The sequence below is a fragment of the Brevundimonas variabilis genome, from assembly GCF_014199945.1.
Taxonomy (GTDB): domain Bacteria; phylum Pseudomonadota; class Alphaproteobacteria; order Caulobacterales; family Caulobacteraceae; genus Brevundimonas; species Brevundimonas variabilis.
Genome location: NZ_JACHOR010000002.1, coordinates 37,373 through 53,146, shown reverse-complemented (window position 1 = coordinate 53,146; position 15,774 = coordinate 37,373). Strand labels below are relative to the sequence as shown.

Genomic DNA, 15,774 nt, shown 5'->3' with positions numbered 1-15,774 from the left:
CCGGAACAACGAAACTGCGAGAATTGCGACGTTTGTCACCCGGATCACACAGCCCCGCTCGACGCCGTCTGTTTCTCTTTCAGCGTCACCAGCTCCTCGGCCATTGTGGGGTGAACGGCGCAGGTCGCATCCCACTGGGCCTTGGTGAGGCCGGCCTTCACGGCGATGGCAGCAAGCTGGATCATCTCCGGCGCCTCTGGCCCGACGATGTGGACGCCGACCACCCGCTGGGTGTCCTGATCGACCACCAGCTTCATCAGCATCCGCTCATCCGAACCTGTGAAGGCGTATTTCATCGGCCGGAACCGGGTCACATAGACGTCGATCCCCTTGGAGCAGGTGCGCCGAGCCTCGCCCTCGGACAGGCCGACGATGCCGACCGGCGGCTGGCTGAAGACCGCCGTGGCCACGGCCTCGTAGTCGAAATGCTGGGGATTGTCGCGATAGACGGTTTCGTGAAAAGCAACCGCCTCCCGGATCGCGACCGGCGTCAGGTTCATCCGGTCGGTCACATCGCCGATGGCCCAGATGTTGTCTGCAGTAGTCTTCGACAGGGTGTCGACCTTGATCGCGCCGTTGTCGTTCAATTCGACCCCGGCGGTTTCCAGCCCGAGCGAGCGGACGTGCGGCACGCGGCCGGTGGCGAACATGACGACGTCCGTCTCGATGTCGTGGCCGCTCTCCAGACGGTTCAGCAGACCGGTTTCGGTCTTCTCGATCGACGTGTGCTGGCAGCCCAGGATGACCTTGATGCCGCGTTTCTCGATTTCGCCCGCCAGATGGGCGCGGACGTCGTCATCAAAGCCGCGCAGGATATTGGGCCCGCGATAGATCAGGGTGGTCTCGACCCCCAGACCGGCGAAGATGCCCGCAAACTCGACCGCGATATAGCCGCCGCCGGCAATCAGGATACGTTTGGGAAGCTCCGGCAGATGAAAGGCTTCCTCTGACGTAATGGCGTGCTCGATCCCCGGCAGGTCTTCTGGCAGCCAGGGGCGACCACCGGTCGCGATCAGGATCCGTTCGGCGGTGATCGTCTGGTCCTTGCCCAGGATCTCGACGGTGTGAGCGTCCTTGAGCACCGCGCGGCCATGGATCAGGTCGACCCCGGCCTTGCCGAGGTTGGCGGCATAGATGCCCGACAGGCGGGCGATCTCGACGTCCTTGCTCTCCATGAATTTCGCCCAGTCGAAGGAGGCCTCGACGGACCAGCCATAGCCTTCGGCGGTCTCGAACTGGTGGGTGAAGTCCGACGCCATCACCATGAATTTCTTGGGCACGCAGCCCCGGATCACGCAGGTGCCGCCGACGCGGTGCTCCTCGGCAATGCCGACCCGCTTGCCCCCCAGGGCGGTCAGCCGGGCCGCCCGCACACCGCCGGAGCCTGCGCCGATGACGAACAGGTCGTAGTCGTAGGCCGTCATGCGGAGCTCCGGTCAGGGACTGCAAAAACACAGTCTCAATCGTCGTGATCGTCTCGATCGTCTCGATCGCGGCGAGTGTCTGGATCGTCTGGATTGTCTGGAATCAGGTCCGGACGTCAGGGCGAGGTCTGCGGGACATTCCCGGATACCGCCCCGATGCCAGCAGTTAGGGAGCCGGCCCGGTTCCGGCAAGGTCAGGGCAGGATCGCCCGCACCCCGTCGTCGGTTCCGATGATGGCCTCGTCCGCGAGGTCGAGGAACAGGCCGTGTTCGACGACGCCCGTGATCAGTTTCAGGTCGTCCGCCAGCCGCACCGGGTCGTGGATCGCCTGGCACAGGGCGTCATAGATGACATTGCCGCCGTCGGTCCGGACCACGCCCCGGTCTGCCTGACGCAGGCGCGCGGGCATGCCGATATCATGGTCCATCAGGACGTCGGCGATGCGATTGGCCGTGGTCTTGTGACCAAAGGCCACGACCTCGATCGGCAGGGCGAAGGCCCCCAGGACCGGCACCACCTTGGCCTCGTCGGCGATGACGATGCAGCGGGCGGAGGCCTCCCAGACCAGTTTCTCGCGCAGCAGGGCCGCGCCGCCGCCCTTGATCAGGGCCAGACCGGGGCCGACCTCGTCGGCACCGTCGACCGTCAGGTCGATGCGTGGCGTGTCATCCAGGGTCGAGAGCGGCAGACCCAGCTCGCGCGCCAGATCCGCCGTCTTCTCCGACGTCGGGACGCAGCGCAGGCCCGCAAGCTTGCGCTCGGCCAGGGCCTTGACGAACCAGGCGGCCGTGGAGCCGGTGCCGAGACCGACGACCATCCCGGCCTCGACGCGCAGGGCGGCCGCTTCACCGGCGAGGCGTTTCTGCAGGTCGCTCATGACTTTTTCTTCGCCCTTGCCTTGGCGCGGAAGGCCGCGCCGGCCTCCGGCTTGTTGACCTGACGGCCGCGTCCGAGCGCCATGGCGTCGGCGGGGACGTCCTCGACGATCACCGAGCCCGACCCGACGATGGCCCCTGCCCCGATGCTGACCGGGGCCACGAGCGCCGAGTTCGAGCCGACGAAGGCGCCGGCCCCGATCTCGGTCCGGGCCTTGTTGTAGCCGTCGTAGTTGCAGAAAATCGTTCCGGCGCCGATGTTTGCGCCCTCGCCCACCGAACCGTCGCCCAGATAGCTGAGGTGATTGGCCTTGGCCCCGGCCGCCATGCTGACGTTCTTGACCTCGACGAAATTGCCGACCTTGACCCCCTCGCCCAGGGTCGCGCCGGGACGCAGCCGGGCATAGGGGCCGACCTCGGCCCCGCTGGCGACGGAAGCCCCCTCGAGATGGCTGAAGCTGCGAATGCGTGCCCCCTCGGCCACACGGGCGCCGGGTCCGAAGACGACGAAAGGCTCGATCACGGTTCCGGCGCCGATTTCGGTGTCCCAGGCGAAATGCACCGTCTCGGGCGCACTCATCGTCACGCCGGCGGCGAGGAAAGCATCGCGCTGGACGGACTGGAACAGGGCCTCGGCCTGGGCGAGTTCGGCCTGGGCATTGACGCCCATGACGGCATCCTCTCCCGCCATGACGGCCCGGGTCGGGGCCCCGCGCTTGCGGGCCAGTTCGACCACGTCGGTCAGATAGTATTCGCCCTTGGCATTGGAATTGGTCACTTCGCCCAGCAGCGAGAACAGCAGGCCTGCCGGCGCGGCCATGACGCCCGAGTTGCAGGTCGTGAGGGCCAGGACCTCGGCCGACGCCTCCTTGGCCTCGGTGATGGCCGACAGGGTGTCGCCCTCCATGACCAACCGTCCGTAGGCGCCGGGATCGCGCGCCTCGAAGCCGATGACCGTCACCCCCTGCCCGCCGAAGACCGGCGCGATGTCTGCGGCCTTGAGCAGGGGCACGTCACCATAGGTGACCACCACCTCGCCCTCGAACCCGGCAAGGGCAGCCTCTGCCGCGCGGACCGCATGGCCGGTGCCCAGCGGCGGGTCCTGAACGGCGATGGCCGCCTCGCCCAGCCGCGCGACCACGTGGTCGCGGACCTGCGGCGCATGGGTGCCGACCACGACCACGATTCGCTCGCAGCCCAGGGCCTCGGCCGCGTCGATGGCATGATCCAGCATGGCCCTGTGCCCGACGGGGTGCAGCACCTTGGGCAGGGGCGACTTCATACGTGTGCCCTGGCCGGCAGCGAGAATGATGGCTGCGCGCGGCGCGGCGTCTGGCGTCATGTCGGATCGGTCCCGGGCGGCTTGTCGTCGCCAGCGATCTAGCCCAAAGGGCGGGCCTTCGCGAGCCTTCGGATGATGCCATGAACGACCTGACCGGCGTGACCATCGCCTTTGACCTCGACGGGACCCTGGTCGACTCGGCCCCGGACCTGATCGGGACGCTGAACCGGATGCTGGCGATCGAGGGATTTGCGCCGGTGCCCCTGTCATCGGCCCGGCATCTGGTGGGCCATGGGGCCCGGGCGTTGCTGCGGCACGGCTTCGCCGAGGCGGGTGCGACCTGGGACGAGGCGGCCCGGCCCGAGCTGTTCGATCACTTCATCGCCGACTATGTGGCCCATATCGACCACCTGACCCGGCCGTTCGAGGGCGTGGTCGAGACGCTGGATGCCCTGTCGGCGCGCGGGGCCATTCTCTGCGTCGCCACCAACAAGCGGACCGACCTGTCGGAGACCCTGATCGGCAAGCTGGATCTCGCCCGCCATTTCGCGGTGGTGGCCGGTCCGGACCGGGTGTCGGCACGCAAGCCCGACGGCGCCCATGTGATCGAGGCTGTGCAACTGGCTGGGGGCGACCCGGCGCGGGCTGTCATGGTCGGGGATGCCTCGACGGACACGGGCACCGCGCGGAATGCGGGCATTCCCTGCGTCGTCTGCAGCTTCGGCTATGGCGATGTCCCGCCGGAGCAACTGGGCGGCGATGTCACGATCGACCGGTTCGCAGACCTGCCTGCCGCTGTCGACGCGCTTTTGCTTCGCCGCTAGGACAGGCGCACCGACACTGACGACATGCCGGAACGCCGGGCAGGCCGGCGGCTTCAGCACCGCGAGACCCTGAGGAACGCAAGATGGATACCACCAAGGACACCGTCCTGATCACCGGTGGCGGCTCCGGGATTGGGCGCGCCTTTGCCGAGGCGCTGCATGCCAAGGGGGCCAAGGTGATCATCGCCGGGCGCCGGCGCGAGGCCCTGGCAGAGGTCGCAGCCGCCCATCCGGGAATGGCGTTCGCGGTGCTGGACGTCGGCGACGCGGCAGCCATCACCGCCTTCGCCGCCCAGGTGATCGCCGACCACCCCGACCTGAACGTCGTGGTCAACAATGCGGGGATCATGAAATCCGAGGATCTGTCCCAGGGGGTCATCGACCTGGCACTGGTCGAGGATATCGTCACGACCAACCTGTTGGGGACGATCCGACTGACCGCGGCGCTACTGCCGCATCTGATGACCCGGCCGTCGGCGACCGTGGTCACCGTGTCTTCGGGACTGGCCTTCGTGCCGCTGGCCGTCACCCCCACCTATTGCGCGACCAAGGCCGCCATCCATTCCTGGAGCCAGTCCTTGCGGCATCAGTTGAAGGACACATCGGTCAGGGTGGTCGAGTGGGCTCCGCCTGCCGTGGCGACGGAAGTGATGCCTGGCCATGCCCAGGATCCCCGGTCCATGCCTCTGGCCGACTTCACATCCGAAAGCGTCGCCCTGTTCGAGGCCGGTCATGACGAGGTTCTGGTGGAGCGGGTGAAGTTTCTCAGCGAGGCAGAGGCGCGCGGCGACTATGATGCCGTGTTCGCTCGCATGAACGCCCCGAATGGCGTCCACAGCCCCGGAGGCGCGCCAGCACCGTCGGGGGCTGACCGGCAGGGCTGAACCGAGCGGACGAGATTTTCTAAACCCCGGGTGCTGAAACCGTCGTCCCCGGAGGCGTTGCGGATTTCTGCCGTCGGTGCGCAAAGACCGGACGCGCCGCCGCCGAAAGCTGCCCCATGCTCCAACGTTTCTTCGCCATTCCCCTGTGGCAGCGCACCGCTGCAGGGTTTGCCCTCGGTATCCTTGCCGGGCTGATCCTGCGCGAGCAGGCCGAGGTCTGGCTGCAGCCGATCGGCGACGTCTATCTGAACCTCATCCGGATGGTGGTTGCGCCCTTGGTGCTGTTCACCATCGCCTCGTCGATCGCCAAACTGGGCGAAGGGGCCGGGGCGGTGCGTCTGGGAGCGCGAACGATCCTGTGGTTCGCGATCACCTCGCTGCTGGCGGTGCTGGTCGGGTTCGCTTTCGGGCATCTGATCAATCCAGGACTGGGCTTGACGAACCTGCCCCTCGGCGAGGTCCGGGAGCGGGAAATTCCCACGCCGCTGGACGTTCTGATCGGCATCGTTCCAACCAATCCCTTCACGGCGTTGAGCGAGGGCAAGGTGCTGCAGATCATCTTCTTCTCGGCCCTGATCGGGGCCGCGCTGGTGGCGCTGGGCGATCGGGCGGCGAATGCGCGGCGGCTCGTCGACGAGGGAGCGGCGATCATCTTCCGCATTACCCGCTGGGTGATCCAGCTGACCCCCATCGGCGTGTTTGGCCTGATCGGATCGGTGGTCGGGGGTTATGGCTGGGAGGCCCTGCTGCCCCTGGGCAGATTCATCATCGCCATCTATGCGGCCTGCCTGTTCCAAATCCTGATCGTCTATTCGGGGCTGCTGAAGCTGCACGGGCTGAAGGCGGCGAGCTTCTTTCGTGGCGCGTTCGCGGCCCAGCAAACGGCATTCGCGACATCGTCATCGCTGGGCACATTGCCGATCACCCTGCGCCAGACGGTAGAGCGCCTCGGCGTGCCCCAGGCCTATGCCGCCTTCGCCGTGCCGCTCGGTGCCAACGTCAAGATGGATGGGTGCGGGGCCATCTATCCCGCCATCGCGGCGATCTTCATCGCCCAGTATTTCGGGATCGAGCTGAGCCTGACGCAGTACGTCCTCATCGGCCTGACAGCCGTTCTGGGGTCGCTGGGAACGGCGGGCGTGCCGGGAACCAGCATCGTGATGCTGACCCTGACCCTGTCGACGGCCGGACTGCCGCTGGAGGGGATCGGCTATATCGTTGCCATAGACCGGATCATCGACATGATGCGCACGGCCACCAATGTCACGGGCCAGATGCTGGTGCCCGTGCTGGTCGCCAGGGAAGAGGGCCTGCTGGACCAGGGCATCTATGACGGTCAGGTCGCCTGGCTGCCGGGCGATCCCGAGCTGGATACGCCCGAGACCGCCCGCGCCGCCGGAATCTGATCAGGAACAGCCCTCGACCAGCTGGATCGAAGGTCCACCGGCGTGGACGGCCTTGACCTTGCCGTCGGTGCCGATCTCGTAGCGGATGCCGCGGGCGTCGGGATCCTGAACATAGGCCGTTGACCCGCCGTTGGACCAGACGAACAGGTCCTCGGCCGGTGCAGCCTCATACTTGTGCGGCTGGGACACGACGGCACCGCCATAGGCGGCCTTGATCTCCGCCGCGGTCGATCCGACGCCGAAGCCGCGCTCGGTCTTCAGGGTCGAGCCCTCGACCAGCGAGATACGGCTCAGGCGTCCGTTCTCGATCATCACCAGAGTGCCGGCCGGCGCGCGTTGTGGCCGGAATTGTTCGCACAAACCCGGTTCGGCACCCCCGACGGTCGCGGGTGTGGCGTCCGGGCCCAAGGCTTCGATGACAAGGGTCTTCGTCATGCCGATGCCCAGCGGCCCCCAGCCCTGGGCAGTGAGGATGAGCGGGGTCGCAGGCGTGGCAGGTGTCCCAGCTGCAGGCGCGGCGGCTGGAGCCGGAGCGGCCGGTTCGCTCGTCTTTTGCGGCTGAAGCTGATCACAGCCAACAAGGGCCGTCGCGAGCATCAGGGTCACCAGACCCGCCGGGCGGACAATACGAACCATCATGAATCTCCTGGAGCCGTAGAACAGACCCCCATAACGCACGAAAACGCCGCGCGAGGCTATCGCGCGGCGTCAACGAATCACGGGTTCAGATTTCGACCGGCGCGCGAAGCGCCGCATCGAACAGAGACCTAGTCTTCCTTGGGCGTCAGAACCTGACGGCCGCGATAGGTGCCCGTCTTCAGGTCGATGTGGTGCGAACGGCGCAGCTCGCCCGTGTCCTTGTCCTCGGTGTACGCATTGGTGCCGAGGGCGTCGTGGGCGCGGCGCATGTTGCGACGCGAGGGTGATACTTTGCGCTTCGGAACAGCCATGTCCGTCTCAATCTCAAAGGTCAGCGCCGAGGGACAGCGCGAAAAACGAATGCGGCGGCCCTTCAAGAGCCGCCAGCGAGCGGCGGCTTATGCATGAAGGCGGCGGCTATTTCAACCCCGTTGCCGCAAGGCCCATTCTGCGCGTGGCAGGGCGTAGTAAAAGCTGTCCTTCCACTCGCCGCCGATGTGCCAGGTCCGCTCCGCAAAGCCGGTGCGGTGGAAGCCGAGCCGCTCCAGCAGCCGAATCGAGGCCGCGTTTTCGGGGTCGACGTCGGCGGTCAGGGTCTCGACCTCGGTGTGAGCGAACACCGCATCGATCGTGGCCCTAACAGCCTCGGTCGCCAGCCCCTGCCCCCAGTGGTCGGGATGCAGGATGTAGCCAATATCCGGCACCCGCCAGCAGCCGGCCTTGCCGATCACGACACCGTCCCGCTCGATGACGAAATCGACGGACCCGCCCGCATTGCCGGCGATCATGCGGTCGAGCCAGCCTTCAGTCTCCGCGCGGGTCTCGTGCGGAAGGGTGGCCCACCATCGCATGGCCAGCGGGTTCGATAGGACGGCATGGAGGTCGTCGAGATCATCCGGCCGGGCGTGCCGGAGCACCAGACGCTCTGTCCGCACGATCATGCAGCATCCACCAGCAGGGCGTCCGCGACCGCCTCGCCGATCGCCATCGAACTGGTCAGGCCGGGGCTCTCGATCCCGAAAAGGGCCATCAGACCGTCGATCTGATGGACGGAGGGGCCGTCCAGCCGGAAGTCGGGCTGGGGCTTGCCCGGTCCGTGCAGCTTGGGCCGGATGCCCGCATAGTCGGGGGTCAGGGCCCCGTCGGGCAGGCCCGGCCAGAAGCGACGGATATAGGCCGCGAATTCGTCTGCCTTGGCCGGGTCGACCGAATAGTCCTCGGTGTCGACGAACGTCAGGTCGGGTCCGAAGACCGCCTGCCCGCCCAGATCGCGTCGGTAGTGAGTCCCCAGCGCGCCCGGGATCGGCGGCGGATAGATCAGCCGCCTGAACGGGGCCCTGCCCGCCAGCCTGAAATAGACGCCCTTGCCGAAATGGCCGGCGGGGATGCCGTCAGCCGGGAAGCCGTCGATGCGGCCCGCCACGGCCTGGGCTCCCAGACCCGGGGCGGTGACGAGCAGCCGGGTCGTCAGGGTCGTGGGCGTTGTGCCATCCGCACTGCCTGCGGTGATCCTGAAGCCGCCGTCCGGCAGGGGCTCGGCACGTTCAAACGGGGTGGAGACGACCACGGCCCCGCCGCCGTCCTCGATCTCGCCCTGCAGCGCCAGCATGTAGCCGTGGCTGTCGAACACCCCGCTCTGTGGCGACAGGATCGCCCCTTCGACTTTCAGTTCGGGCTCGAGCGCCAAGACCTCGTCGCGGGTCAGGCGCTGCATCTCCTCGACATCGTTGGCACGGGCTTGGTCGAGGATGGCATCCAGCCGGTCGAGGTCTTCGGGTACGGAGGCCACCACCAGCTTGCCGCAGCGGTCGAAGTCGATCTTGCGGGTCTCGAGATAGGCATAGAGGGCGCGCCGGCCCTGGACGCAGAACCGGGCCTTCAGCGAGCCGGTCGGATAGTAGAGGCCGCCGTGGATGACCTCGGAATTGCGCGAGGACACCCCCTGCCCGATCGCCGGCTCCTTTTCGAGAACCAGAACCGTCAGGCCCCGCTTCGTCAGCGCCCGCCCGCAGGCAAGCCCGACTGCCCCTGCCCCCACGACCGTCGCATCGAAGTCGAAGGGCGCGGCCATCTCAGGGTTTTCCGTAGCGCCGCGCCGCTTCGGTCTCGAAGCAGCGGATCAGGGATCCGACGGCGCGGTCGAAATTGGCATGCAGCATGCCGTCCAGCAGGCGGGACCGGAAGGCGAAGTCGATCATGAACTCGAGGCGGGTCCCCGCCGGATCGGGAAAGAATTCCCATCGGTTCTTGAGATGCTTGAACGGCCCGCGGATCAGGCCGACCTCGACCATCGGCCGGGTCCGATCGTGCCGGACCCAGGTCGAGAACCGCTCCTTGAGGAACGAGAAGCCCACCTGGGCCTCGGCATCGACCAGATCGACACCCTCGGCCTCTGGCCGCGCGTTCCAGACGCGCATCGACGTGACCCATGGCACGAACCGGGGGTAGGATTCGATGTCCGCGACCAGCGCTGCAAGCTGGTCCGGCGCATAGGGCAGGACGCGGGTGACGCGGTGGACGGCCAAGTCGGGATCAGCGTCCGGTCTGGGCCAGACGGGCCGCCTTCAGCCGCGCGAAATCATCCCCGGCATGGTGCGAACTGCGCGTCAGGGGCGAGGACGATACCATCAGGAAGCCCTTGGCCCGGGCGATGGCCTCATAGGCCTTGAACTCCTCGGGCGTCACGAAGCGATCGATGGCCGCGTGCTTGCGCGTGGGCTGGAGGTACTGGCCGATGGTGATGAAATCGACGCCGGCCGAGCGCATGTCGTCCATCACCTGCATGACCTCTTCCTTGGTCTCGCCAAGGCCGACCATGATACCGGACTTGGTGAACTGGTTGGGGTCGCGCTCCTTGACCTGCTGCAGCAGGCGCAGGGAGTGGAAGTAGCGGGCTCCGGGCCGGATCTTCAGGTACAGCCGCGGCACGGTCTCGAGGTTGTGGTTGAAGACGTCGGGGCGAGCATCGATCATGACCTCGGCAGCACCATCCTTGCGCAGGAAGTCCGGTGTCAGGATTTCGATCGTGGTCCGGGGAGCCTGAAGCCGGATCTGGCGCACGACTTCGGCGAAATGGGCGGCTCCGCCATCAGCGACATCGTCGCGGTCGACCGAGGTGATCACCACATGGTTCAGACCCAGTTGCGACACCGCCAGGCCGACCTTGGCGGGCTCCTCAGGGTCCAGCGGCTGAGGCAGTCCGGTCTTGACGTTACAGAAGGCGCAGGCCCGCGTGCAGGTGTCGCCCATGATCATCAGTGTCGCGTGCTTCTGGCTCCAGCACTCGCCGATGTTCGGGCAGGCCGCCTCCTCGCAGACCGTCACCAGCCCCTTGGACCGCACGATCTCCTTGGTGGCATTGTACTGACCCGATCCAGGAGCCTTGACCCTGAGCCAGTCCGGTTTGCGCAGAACGGCCGTCTCGGGCCGGTTCTGTTTTTCCGGGTGACGCAGCTCGGCTGGCGTCCGGGTGAGGGTGTCGATCAGGGTGACCATTGTGGAAGGCTATGTCGTCTTTCCGCGTGCGGAAGGCAAGGCGGCGGCGGATGACATCCCGTCGCCCCCAGTCGCATCGGGACTTCACGCATCGTAACGCATCTTTTCAATCACCCCCACGGGCACTAGGTTGCCCTTCGCTAAAAACAGGGGGCGCGTGCAATGCCCCGGAGGAGACGACAGTTGCGGCCTGCTCTCGACCCCAAGGCCGGCGAGGAATCTCTCTTCGACGCCCTCGTCAATGCCCGTGACCGCTTCGGTGACAAGGAAATCCTGGAGGACCAGGATCGCAAACCCCTCACCTACACCGGGCTGATCCGGGCTGCGCTGGTGCTGGGCCGCAAGATCGCGGCCATGACCCAGCCCGGCGAACGGGTCGGGATCCTGCTGCCGTCGTCCATGGGCGTCGTGGTCGTCTTCTTCGCCCTGCATGCCTTCGGTCGCGTGCCTGTGATGCTGAATTTCACCTCGGGACAGCTGAACCTGAAGGCCGCGGTCAAGGCGTCAGGCCTCAAGCGCATCCTGTCGGCGAAACGATTCATCGACCAGGCCAAGCTCGACGACCTGATGGATGACCTGGGCACGGTGGCCGAGGTCACCTGGCTGGACGACGTGCGCAAGACGATCGGCGTGTCCGACAAATTGTTCGGCCTGATGGGCGGACTGATGCCGAAACGGTTCCGGACAGCGACGAAGTCCAGCGAGCCCGGCGTCATTCTGTTCACCTCGGGCAGTTTCGGCGCACCGAAGGGTGTGGTCCTAACGCAGAAGAATCTGATCACCAACTGCCGCCAGATCTCGACCCATGTTCCGCTGGACCCGGACTGGGTCATGTTCAATCCCCTGCCGACCTTCCACTGCTTCGGCCTGACGGGAGGAGCCCTGCTGCCCATCCTCTCAGGGCTGAAATCGTTCCAGTATCCCTCGCCGCTCCATGCCAAGCAGATCACGGCCCTGCTGGGAGAGGTGAACACCTCCGTGCTCTTCGCCACTGACACCTTCCTGAACCAGTGGGCCCGCGTAGCCGGTCCTGACGACTTTTCGACGGTCAAATTCGTCGTGGCGGGGGCCGAACGCGTGCGCGACGAGACGCATCACCTGTTCAACACCAAGTTCGGAGGGGTGAAGCTGCTCGAAGGCTATGGTGCGACAGAGGCCGCACCGGTGGTTGCCGTGAACCATCCGGACCGTAACCGTCCCGGCAGCGTGGGGCAGCTGATGCCCGGCATGGAGGCCCGCCTGGATCCCGTGGAAGGCATCGACCGTGGTGGGCGCCTGTTCCTGCGCGGGCCCAATGTCATGGCGGGCTATGTGTCCGCCGATAACCCGCTTGAGGTTCAACCTCTGGAGGGGGGCTGGCATGATACCGGCGACATCGTGGAGATCGACGACGAGGACTACATCACCATCCTGGGCCGCGTGAAACGCTTCGCCAAGATCGGCGGCGAGATGGTCTCCCTGAGCGCGGTCGAGGGTCTGGTGTCCACGGTCTGGCCCGAGCATCGCCATGCCGTCGTGGCTATTGCCGATACCCGCAAGGGAGAAAAGCTGGTTCTCATGACGGACCGGCCCAATGCCGAAAGCAGCGCGCTCAGCGCCTGGGCAAGAGACCATGGCGCACCCGAGCTGGCGGTGCCCAAGAAGATCATGGTGGTCGCCGAACTGCCTGTGCTCGGCACCGGCAAGACAGACTATGTCACGATCCAGACCCTGGCCGAGTCCGACGCCAGGGCTGGCTGACTCAGGGACCAGACGATGGATTTCCTCGCTCCCCATGCGTCCAGGGTGTTGTCGCTGCTGCGGGTCATCGCGGGTCTGATGTTCGTCCAGCATGGCACTCAGAAGATCTTCGGCTTTCCGCAGGCGGCGAATGGCCTCTTCGAGCTGATGAGTCAGATGGGTGTGGGCGGTGTGCTGGAACTGGTCGGCGGCATGCTGATTGTGGTCGGCCTGTTCACTCGCCCTGTGGCCTTCGTGCTGTCCGGGATGATGGCCGTCGCCTATTTCCAGTTCCATGCGGGGTCCAGCCTGTACCCACTGGTCAACGGCGGAGAGCTGGCGGCGCTTTACTGTTTTGTTTTCCTGTACCTGAGCTTTGCGGGCCCCGGTGCCTGGGCGCTGGACACCATGCCCAAAGGCCGGCGTCGGCGCTCGCGCTGATCAGCCGATGCGGACACCGGTCATGGAGATCGAACCGCCGTCTATCACGTCGTTGAAGAAGCTCACGGGCTCGCCTGAATCCGCCTGGGCCGCGACGTAGAGCAGCGGAAGAAAATGTTCGTCCGTCGGCACGCTCATCTGTGCGTCTTCGGCCAGTCCGACCCAGTCAATCAGGGCGTCATGATCGCCCCGGACCAGCGCCGACTTGACGGCCTCGTTGAAGGAATGGGCCCAACCATAGGGGTCGGCACCCCCGTCCCGTTTCCAGGTGCGCAGATTGTGGACGAAGTCGCCACTGCCCGCGATGACATAGCCTTCGTCGCGCAGGGGTCTTAGTCTCCTGGCGCGCTCGTAATGGCCGCGGGCATCAAGGGTACGGTCCAGCGAAAGCTGGACCACTGGCACATCGGCGTCCGGCCAGACATGGGTCAGTACCGACCATGTGCCGTGATCCAGACCCCATTCGCTGGTCGGATGGGCGATATCGGGCGTCATGACCTCGACGGTGCGTGCCGTCAGCGCGGGCGATCCCGGGGCGGGGTAGTCATAGGCATGAAGTTCGGCAGGGAAATTGCCGAAGTCATGGATGGTCGGGGGCCAGGCCTGATCCGTCACGCCCAGCCCCCGGGTCTCCCAGTGCGCCGACACCATCAGAACGCCCCGCGGCTTCCCCAGGCGCTCGCCGACATCGCGCCAGACGACCCCGTAGGGACCTCCCAGGGCGTTCATCGGCGAACCATGCCCGAAGAAGATGGCGGGCTGGCGCATCAGCCGTGCAGTTTCCGGGCAATCTCTGCGATGTGGCGTCCCTGGAAGCGTGCGCCTTCCAGCTCGTTGGCGCTGGGCTGACGCGAGCCGTCACCCTTGGTCAGGGTCGTGGCACCATAGGGGCTGCCGCCCGTGATCTCGTCCATGTTCATCTGGCCCTGGAACGCATAGGGCAGCCCCACGACGATCAGGCCGTGATGCAGCAGGGTCTTGTGGAAGCCGGTCAGGGTCGTTTCCTGCCCACCATGCTGGCTCGCGGACGAGGTGAAGGCCCCGCCCACCTTGCCGATCAGCTTGCCCTGGAACCAGAGACCGCCAGTCGTGTCCCAGAACGCCTGCATCTGGGACGCAAAGGTCCCGAACCGCGTGCCCGCACCGACGATGATGGCGTCATAGTTCGGCAGGTCATCTGCCGTGGCGATCGGGGCGGCCTGATCCAGCTTGTAGCCCGAGGATTTCGCAAGCGCTTCCGGAACGGTTTCGGCAACCCGCTTGATATCGACGGTGACGCCCTCGACGCTGGCAGCCCCCTCTGCGACCGCACCGGCCATTGTCTCGATGTGTCCGTAGGTCGAATGATAAAGCACCAGAACTCTGGCCATGAACGTCTCCTTGTCTGAACCCGAAGCTGAGACCGGCGGCAAAATCCGCAACAGTCCTAGTGCCAGATGGGGAGCAGGCGGTCAGACGTCAAGGGCGAAACGGGAGCCGATCCGCATAGAAACGCGGCCCGGCCGGAACGGCTCCGCCGCGCGACAGGCGAAAGCGATGTTCCACCATCATGGCCTGCTGTTCGATGTTCAGGCAGCTCCAGTCGCAGCCATGATCGATCGGGTAGCGATAGGATGCCGCACTGTCCCCGGCCCTCAGTTTTGCTGCCAGAAGATTGACCCCGGTCTGGGCCTGCCAGACGTGGACCAGTTCGTGAATGAACACCGCCTGGACCGCCAGGGGTGCCACGGCGAAGTCGTCGGGGAGCCCCCTGCCCGGCCAGACGATCCAGTCGCGCCCGAACCACCGCCCCGCCACAAACGCCCGGTCGAAGGGCCACGGACTTTTCACGAACCGCACTGTCTCCAGCCGGACCGCCCGGCCGAACACGCTCACGGCCAGGCCCTGCTCACCAGACGTCAGGCCCCGGATCGCGGCCCACAGACTCATGGCCCGACCCATTCCCAGTGCCACGGCTCGAACACATAGGGCACGAAGCCGAACCGCCCGGCATTGGCCACCAGCCAGCGGTAGGTCGGTCCCTGGGTCATATGGCGTCGGCTGGCGAAGCTTGTGTTGTCAACGCCAAGGCCGGGGGCCTGTCCGACATAGAGGTCGACGGCCGTACCCGTGCGGTGCGGCGAGCACACGGCACGACGCAGGCCATCGCAATTGCCTTGGGCCGCACAGCGGGCTGCATCGGCCTCGGGGCCTCGGAAGCCGGAAAAGATCTGCAGAAGTTCCGGATCGGCGGCCACCGCAGGCACCTCGGCCCGGGCAGCGGCGACCATGCGGCGATAGGCCTCCAGCACATCGCGCCTGAGCAGCCGCGTCAGCCGGTCGGCATGTTCTTCCGGCGCCTCCAGATAGCCCAGATCTCGCAGGGGCGGCGGGTCCGGGCATTCGTCCCTGAGCCGCGCCATCACGAAGGGGCGCCGCTCCTGCCACAGACCGCGAAAAACCTGGAAGGTCGCCTGATCGAACTGTCCCGTCGGAACGAGGGCATGGCGACCCTGAAAAGCAGCAAGGGCCGCGGCGAACTCTACGGTCGTGGGGGAGCAGTCGGTGCCGATCTCCTTCTGGATCAGCGGCAGATAGGTCTCCCAGCCAGCTTCGTTCGCCCCGAACGGTGCCCACTCCAGCGAATAGACCGAAATCGCATTGGCAAAGGCGGGACCGGCCCAGGGGCCGTCCGACGACTGGCAGGCCTGCGCACGGGCTGTGCCGGCTACCAGCGTCAGCGTCAGGCCCAGCATGCCGAGAAGAAGCTTCATCATCCGAGCAAGCCCCATCCGCGCGCCGGGA

At 66.3% G+C, this 15,774-nt stretch carries 18 protein-coding genes; 5 read left to right on the top strand and 13 right to left on the bottom strand.

Going from position 1 to position 15,774, the window contains the following annotated elements; translation table 11 throughout:
* Positions 1–44: 44 nt before the first annotated feature.
* The 3 genes from gor to glmU form a co-directional block, all read right to left on the bottom strand.
* Positions 45–1,424, bottom strand: coding sequence for a glutathione-disulfide reductase (gor, locus tag GGR13_RS04885; RefSeq protein ID WP_183212397.1), 1,380 nt, complete (start codon positions 1,422–1,424; stop codon positions 45–47).
* A gap of 194 nt (positions 1,425–1,618) precedes the next feature.
* A complete protein-coding gene (gene rpiA, locus GGR13_RS04880) occupies positions 1,619–2,302 on the bottom strand; it encodes a ribose-5-phosphate isomerase RpiA (protein ID WP_183212396.1) in 684 nt (227 codons plus the stop codon).
* Positions 2,299–3,642 carry a bifunctional UDP-N-acetylglucosamine diphosphorylase/glucosamine-1-phosphate N-acetyltransferase GlmU gene (gene glmU / locus GGR13_RS04875; RefSeq protein WP_183212395.1) on the bottom strand — a complete coding sequence of 448 codons (1,344 nt, stop codon included), beginning with the start codon at positions 3,640–3,642 and terminating at the stop codon, positions 2,299–2,301. The genes rpiA and glmU overlap by 4 nt, the downstream gene beginning before the upstream one ends.
* 80 nt (positions 3,643–3,722) lie before the next feature.
* On the opposite strand from glmU, the gene GGR13_RS04870 reads away from it, so the two are divergent.
* The 3 genes from GGR13_RS04870 to GGR13_RS04860 all read left to right on the top strand — a co-directional run bounded on the left by GGR13_RS04870 (position 3,723) and on the right by GGR13_RS04860 (position 6,696).
* Positions 3,723–4,406, top strand: coding sequence for an HAD-IA family hydrolase (locus GGR13_RS04870; RefSeq protein WP_183212394.1), 684 nt, complete (start codon positions 3,723–3,725; stop codon positions 4,404–4,406).
* An 83-nt stretch (positions 4,407–4,489) separates the two neighbouring features.
* Positions 4,490–5,290, top strand: coding sequence for an SDR family oxidoreductase (locus GGR13_RS04865; protein ID WP_183212393.1), 801 nt, complete (start codon positions 4,490–4,492; stop codon positions 5,288–5,290).
* Positions 5,291–5,406: 116 nt separating this feature from the next.
* Positions 5,407–6,696, top strand: coding sequence for a dicarboxylate/amino acid:cation symporter (locus tag GGR13_RS04860; protein ID WP_183212392.1), 1,290 nt, complete (start codon positions 5,407–5,409; stop codon positions 6,694–6,696).
* On the opposite strand, the gene GGR13_RS04855 is transcribed toward GGR13_RS04860, so the two are convergent.
* From GGR13_RS04855 to lipA, 6 genes are all read right to left on the bottom strand, one after another.
* Positions 6,697–7,335, bottom strand: coding sequence for a hypothetical protein (locus GGR13_RS04855; protein WP_183212391.1), 639 nt, complete (start codon positions 7,333–7,335; stop codon positions 6,697–6,699). It abuts the gene before it with no gap.
* Between the two features lie 128 nt (positions 7,336–7,463).
* Entirely contained in the window at positions 7,464–7,646 is a 183-nt protein-coding gene (gene rpmF, locus GGR13_RS04850; RefSeq protein ID WP_168048533.1) for a 50S ribosomal protein L32, read from the bottom strand.
* A gap of 111 nt (positions 7,647–7,757) precedes the next feature.
* On the bottom strand, positions 7,758–8,276 hold the full coding sequence (locus tag GGR13_RS04845) for a GNAT family N-acetyltransferase (protein WP_183212390.1): 519 nt from the start codon (positions 8,274–8,276) through the stop codon (positions 7,758–7,760).
* Complete coding sequence (locus GGR13_RS04840; RefSeq protein ID WP_183212389.1) at positions 8,273–9,406, bottom strand: NAD(P)/FAD-dependent oxidoreductase; 1,134 nt, start codon at positions 9,404–9,406, stop codon at positions 8,273–8,275. The genes GGR13_RS04845 and GGR13_RS04840 overlap by 4 nt, the downstream gene beginning before the upstream one ends.
* Position 9,407: 1 nt before the next feature.
* Positions 9,408–9,860 (bottom strand): type II toxin-antitoxin system RatA family toxin, encoded by a 453-nt coding sequence (locus GGR13_RS04835; RefSeq protein ID WP_183212388.1) that lies wholly within the window; start codon positions 9,858–9,860, stop codon positions 9,408–9,410.
* A 7-nt stretch (positions 9,861–9,867) separates the two neighbouring features.
* Positions 9,868–10,830: a lipoyl synthase gene (gene lipA / locus GGR13_RS04830; RefSeq protein WP_183212387.1), complete on the bottom strand. Its 963-nt coding sequence runs from the start codon at positions 10,828–10,830 to the stop codon at positions 9,868–9,870.
* Between the two features lie 183 nt (positions 10,831–11,013).
* Between lipA and GGR13_RS04825 the strand changes: the two genes are divergently transcribed.
* Together GGR13_RS04825 and GGR13_RS04820 are read left to right on the top strand one after the other, a co-directional pair.
* Positions 11,014–12,570: an AMP-binding protein gene (locus GGR13_RS04825; RefSeq protein ID WP_246347704.1), complete on the top strand. Its 1,557-nt coding sequence runs from the start codon at positions 11,014–11,016 to the stop codon at positions 12,568–12,570.
* A gap of 15 nt (positions 12,571–12,585) precedes the next feature.
* Complete coding sequence (locus GGR13_RS04820; RefSeq protein ID WP_183212385.1) at positions 12,586–12,990, top strand: DoxX family protein; 405 nt, start codon at positions 12,586–12,588, stop codon at positions 12,988–12,990.
* Here the strand turns inward: GGR13_RS04820 and ygiD are convergent, their stop codons facing one another.
* From ygiD to GGR13_RS04800, 4 genes are all read right to left on the bottom strand, one after another.
* Entirely contained in the window at positions 12,991–13,758 is a 768-nt protein-coding gene (gene ygiD / locus GGR13_RS04815) for a 4,5-DOPA-extradiol-dioxygenase (RefSeq protein WP_183212384.1), read from the bottom strand.
* On the bottom strand, positions 13,758–14,360 hold the full coding sequence (gene wrbA / locus GGR13_RS04810) for an NAD(P)H:quinone oxidoreductase (protein WP_183212383.1): 603 nt from the start codon (positions 14,358–14,360) through the stop codon (positions 13,758–13,760). Before wrbA ends, ygiD begins: the two co-directional genes overlap by 1 nt.
* Positions 14,361–14,448: 88 nt before the next feature.
* The gene (locus tag GGR13_RS04805) at positions 14,449–14,919 is read right to left on the bottom strand and encodes a hypothetical protein (RefSeq protein WP_183212382.1); all 471 of its coding nucleotides are present in this window, start codon (positions 14,917–14,919) and stop codon (positions 14,449–14,451) included.
* Positions 14,916–15,746, bottom strand: coding sequence for a D-alanyl-D-alanine carboxypeptidase family protein (locus tag GGR13_RS04800; protein ID WP_183212381.1), 831 nt, complete (start codon positions 15,744–15,746; stop codon positions 14,916–14,918). Before GGR13_RS04800 ends, GGR13_RS04805 begins: the two co-directional genes overlap by 4 nt.
* Positions 15,747–15,774 lie beyond the last annotated feature (28 nt).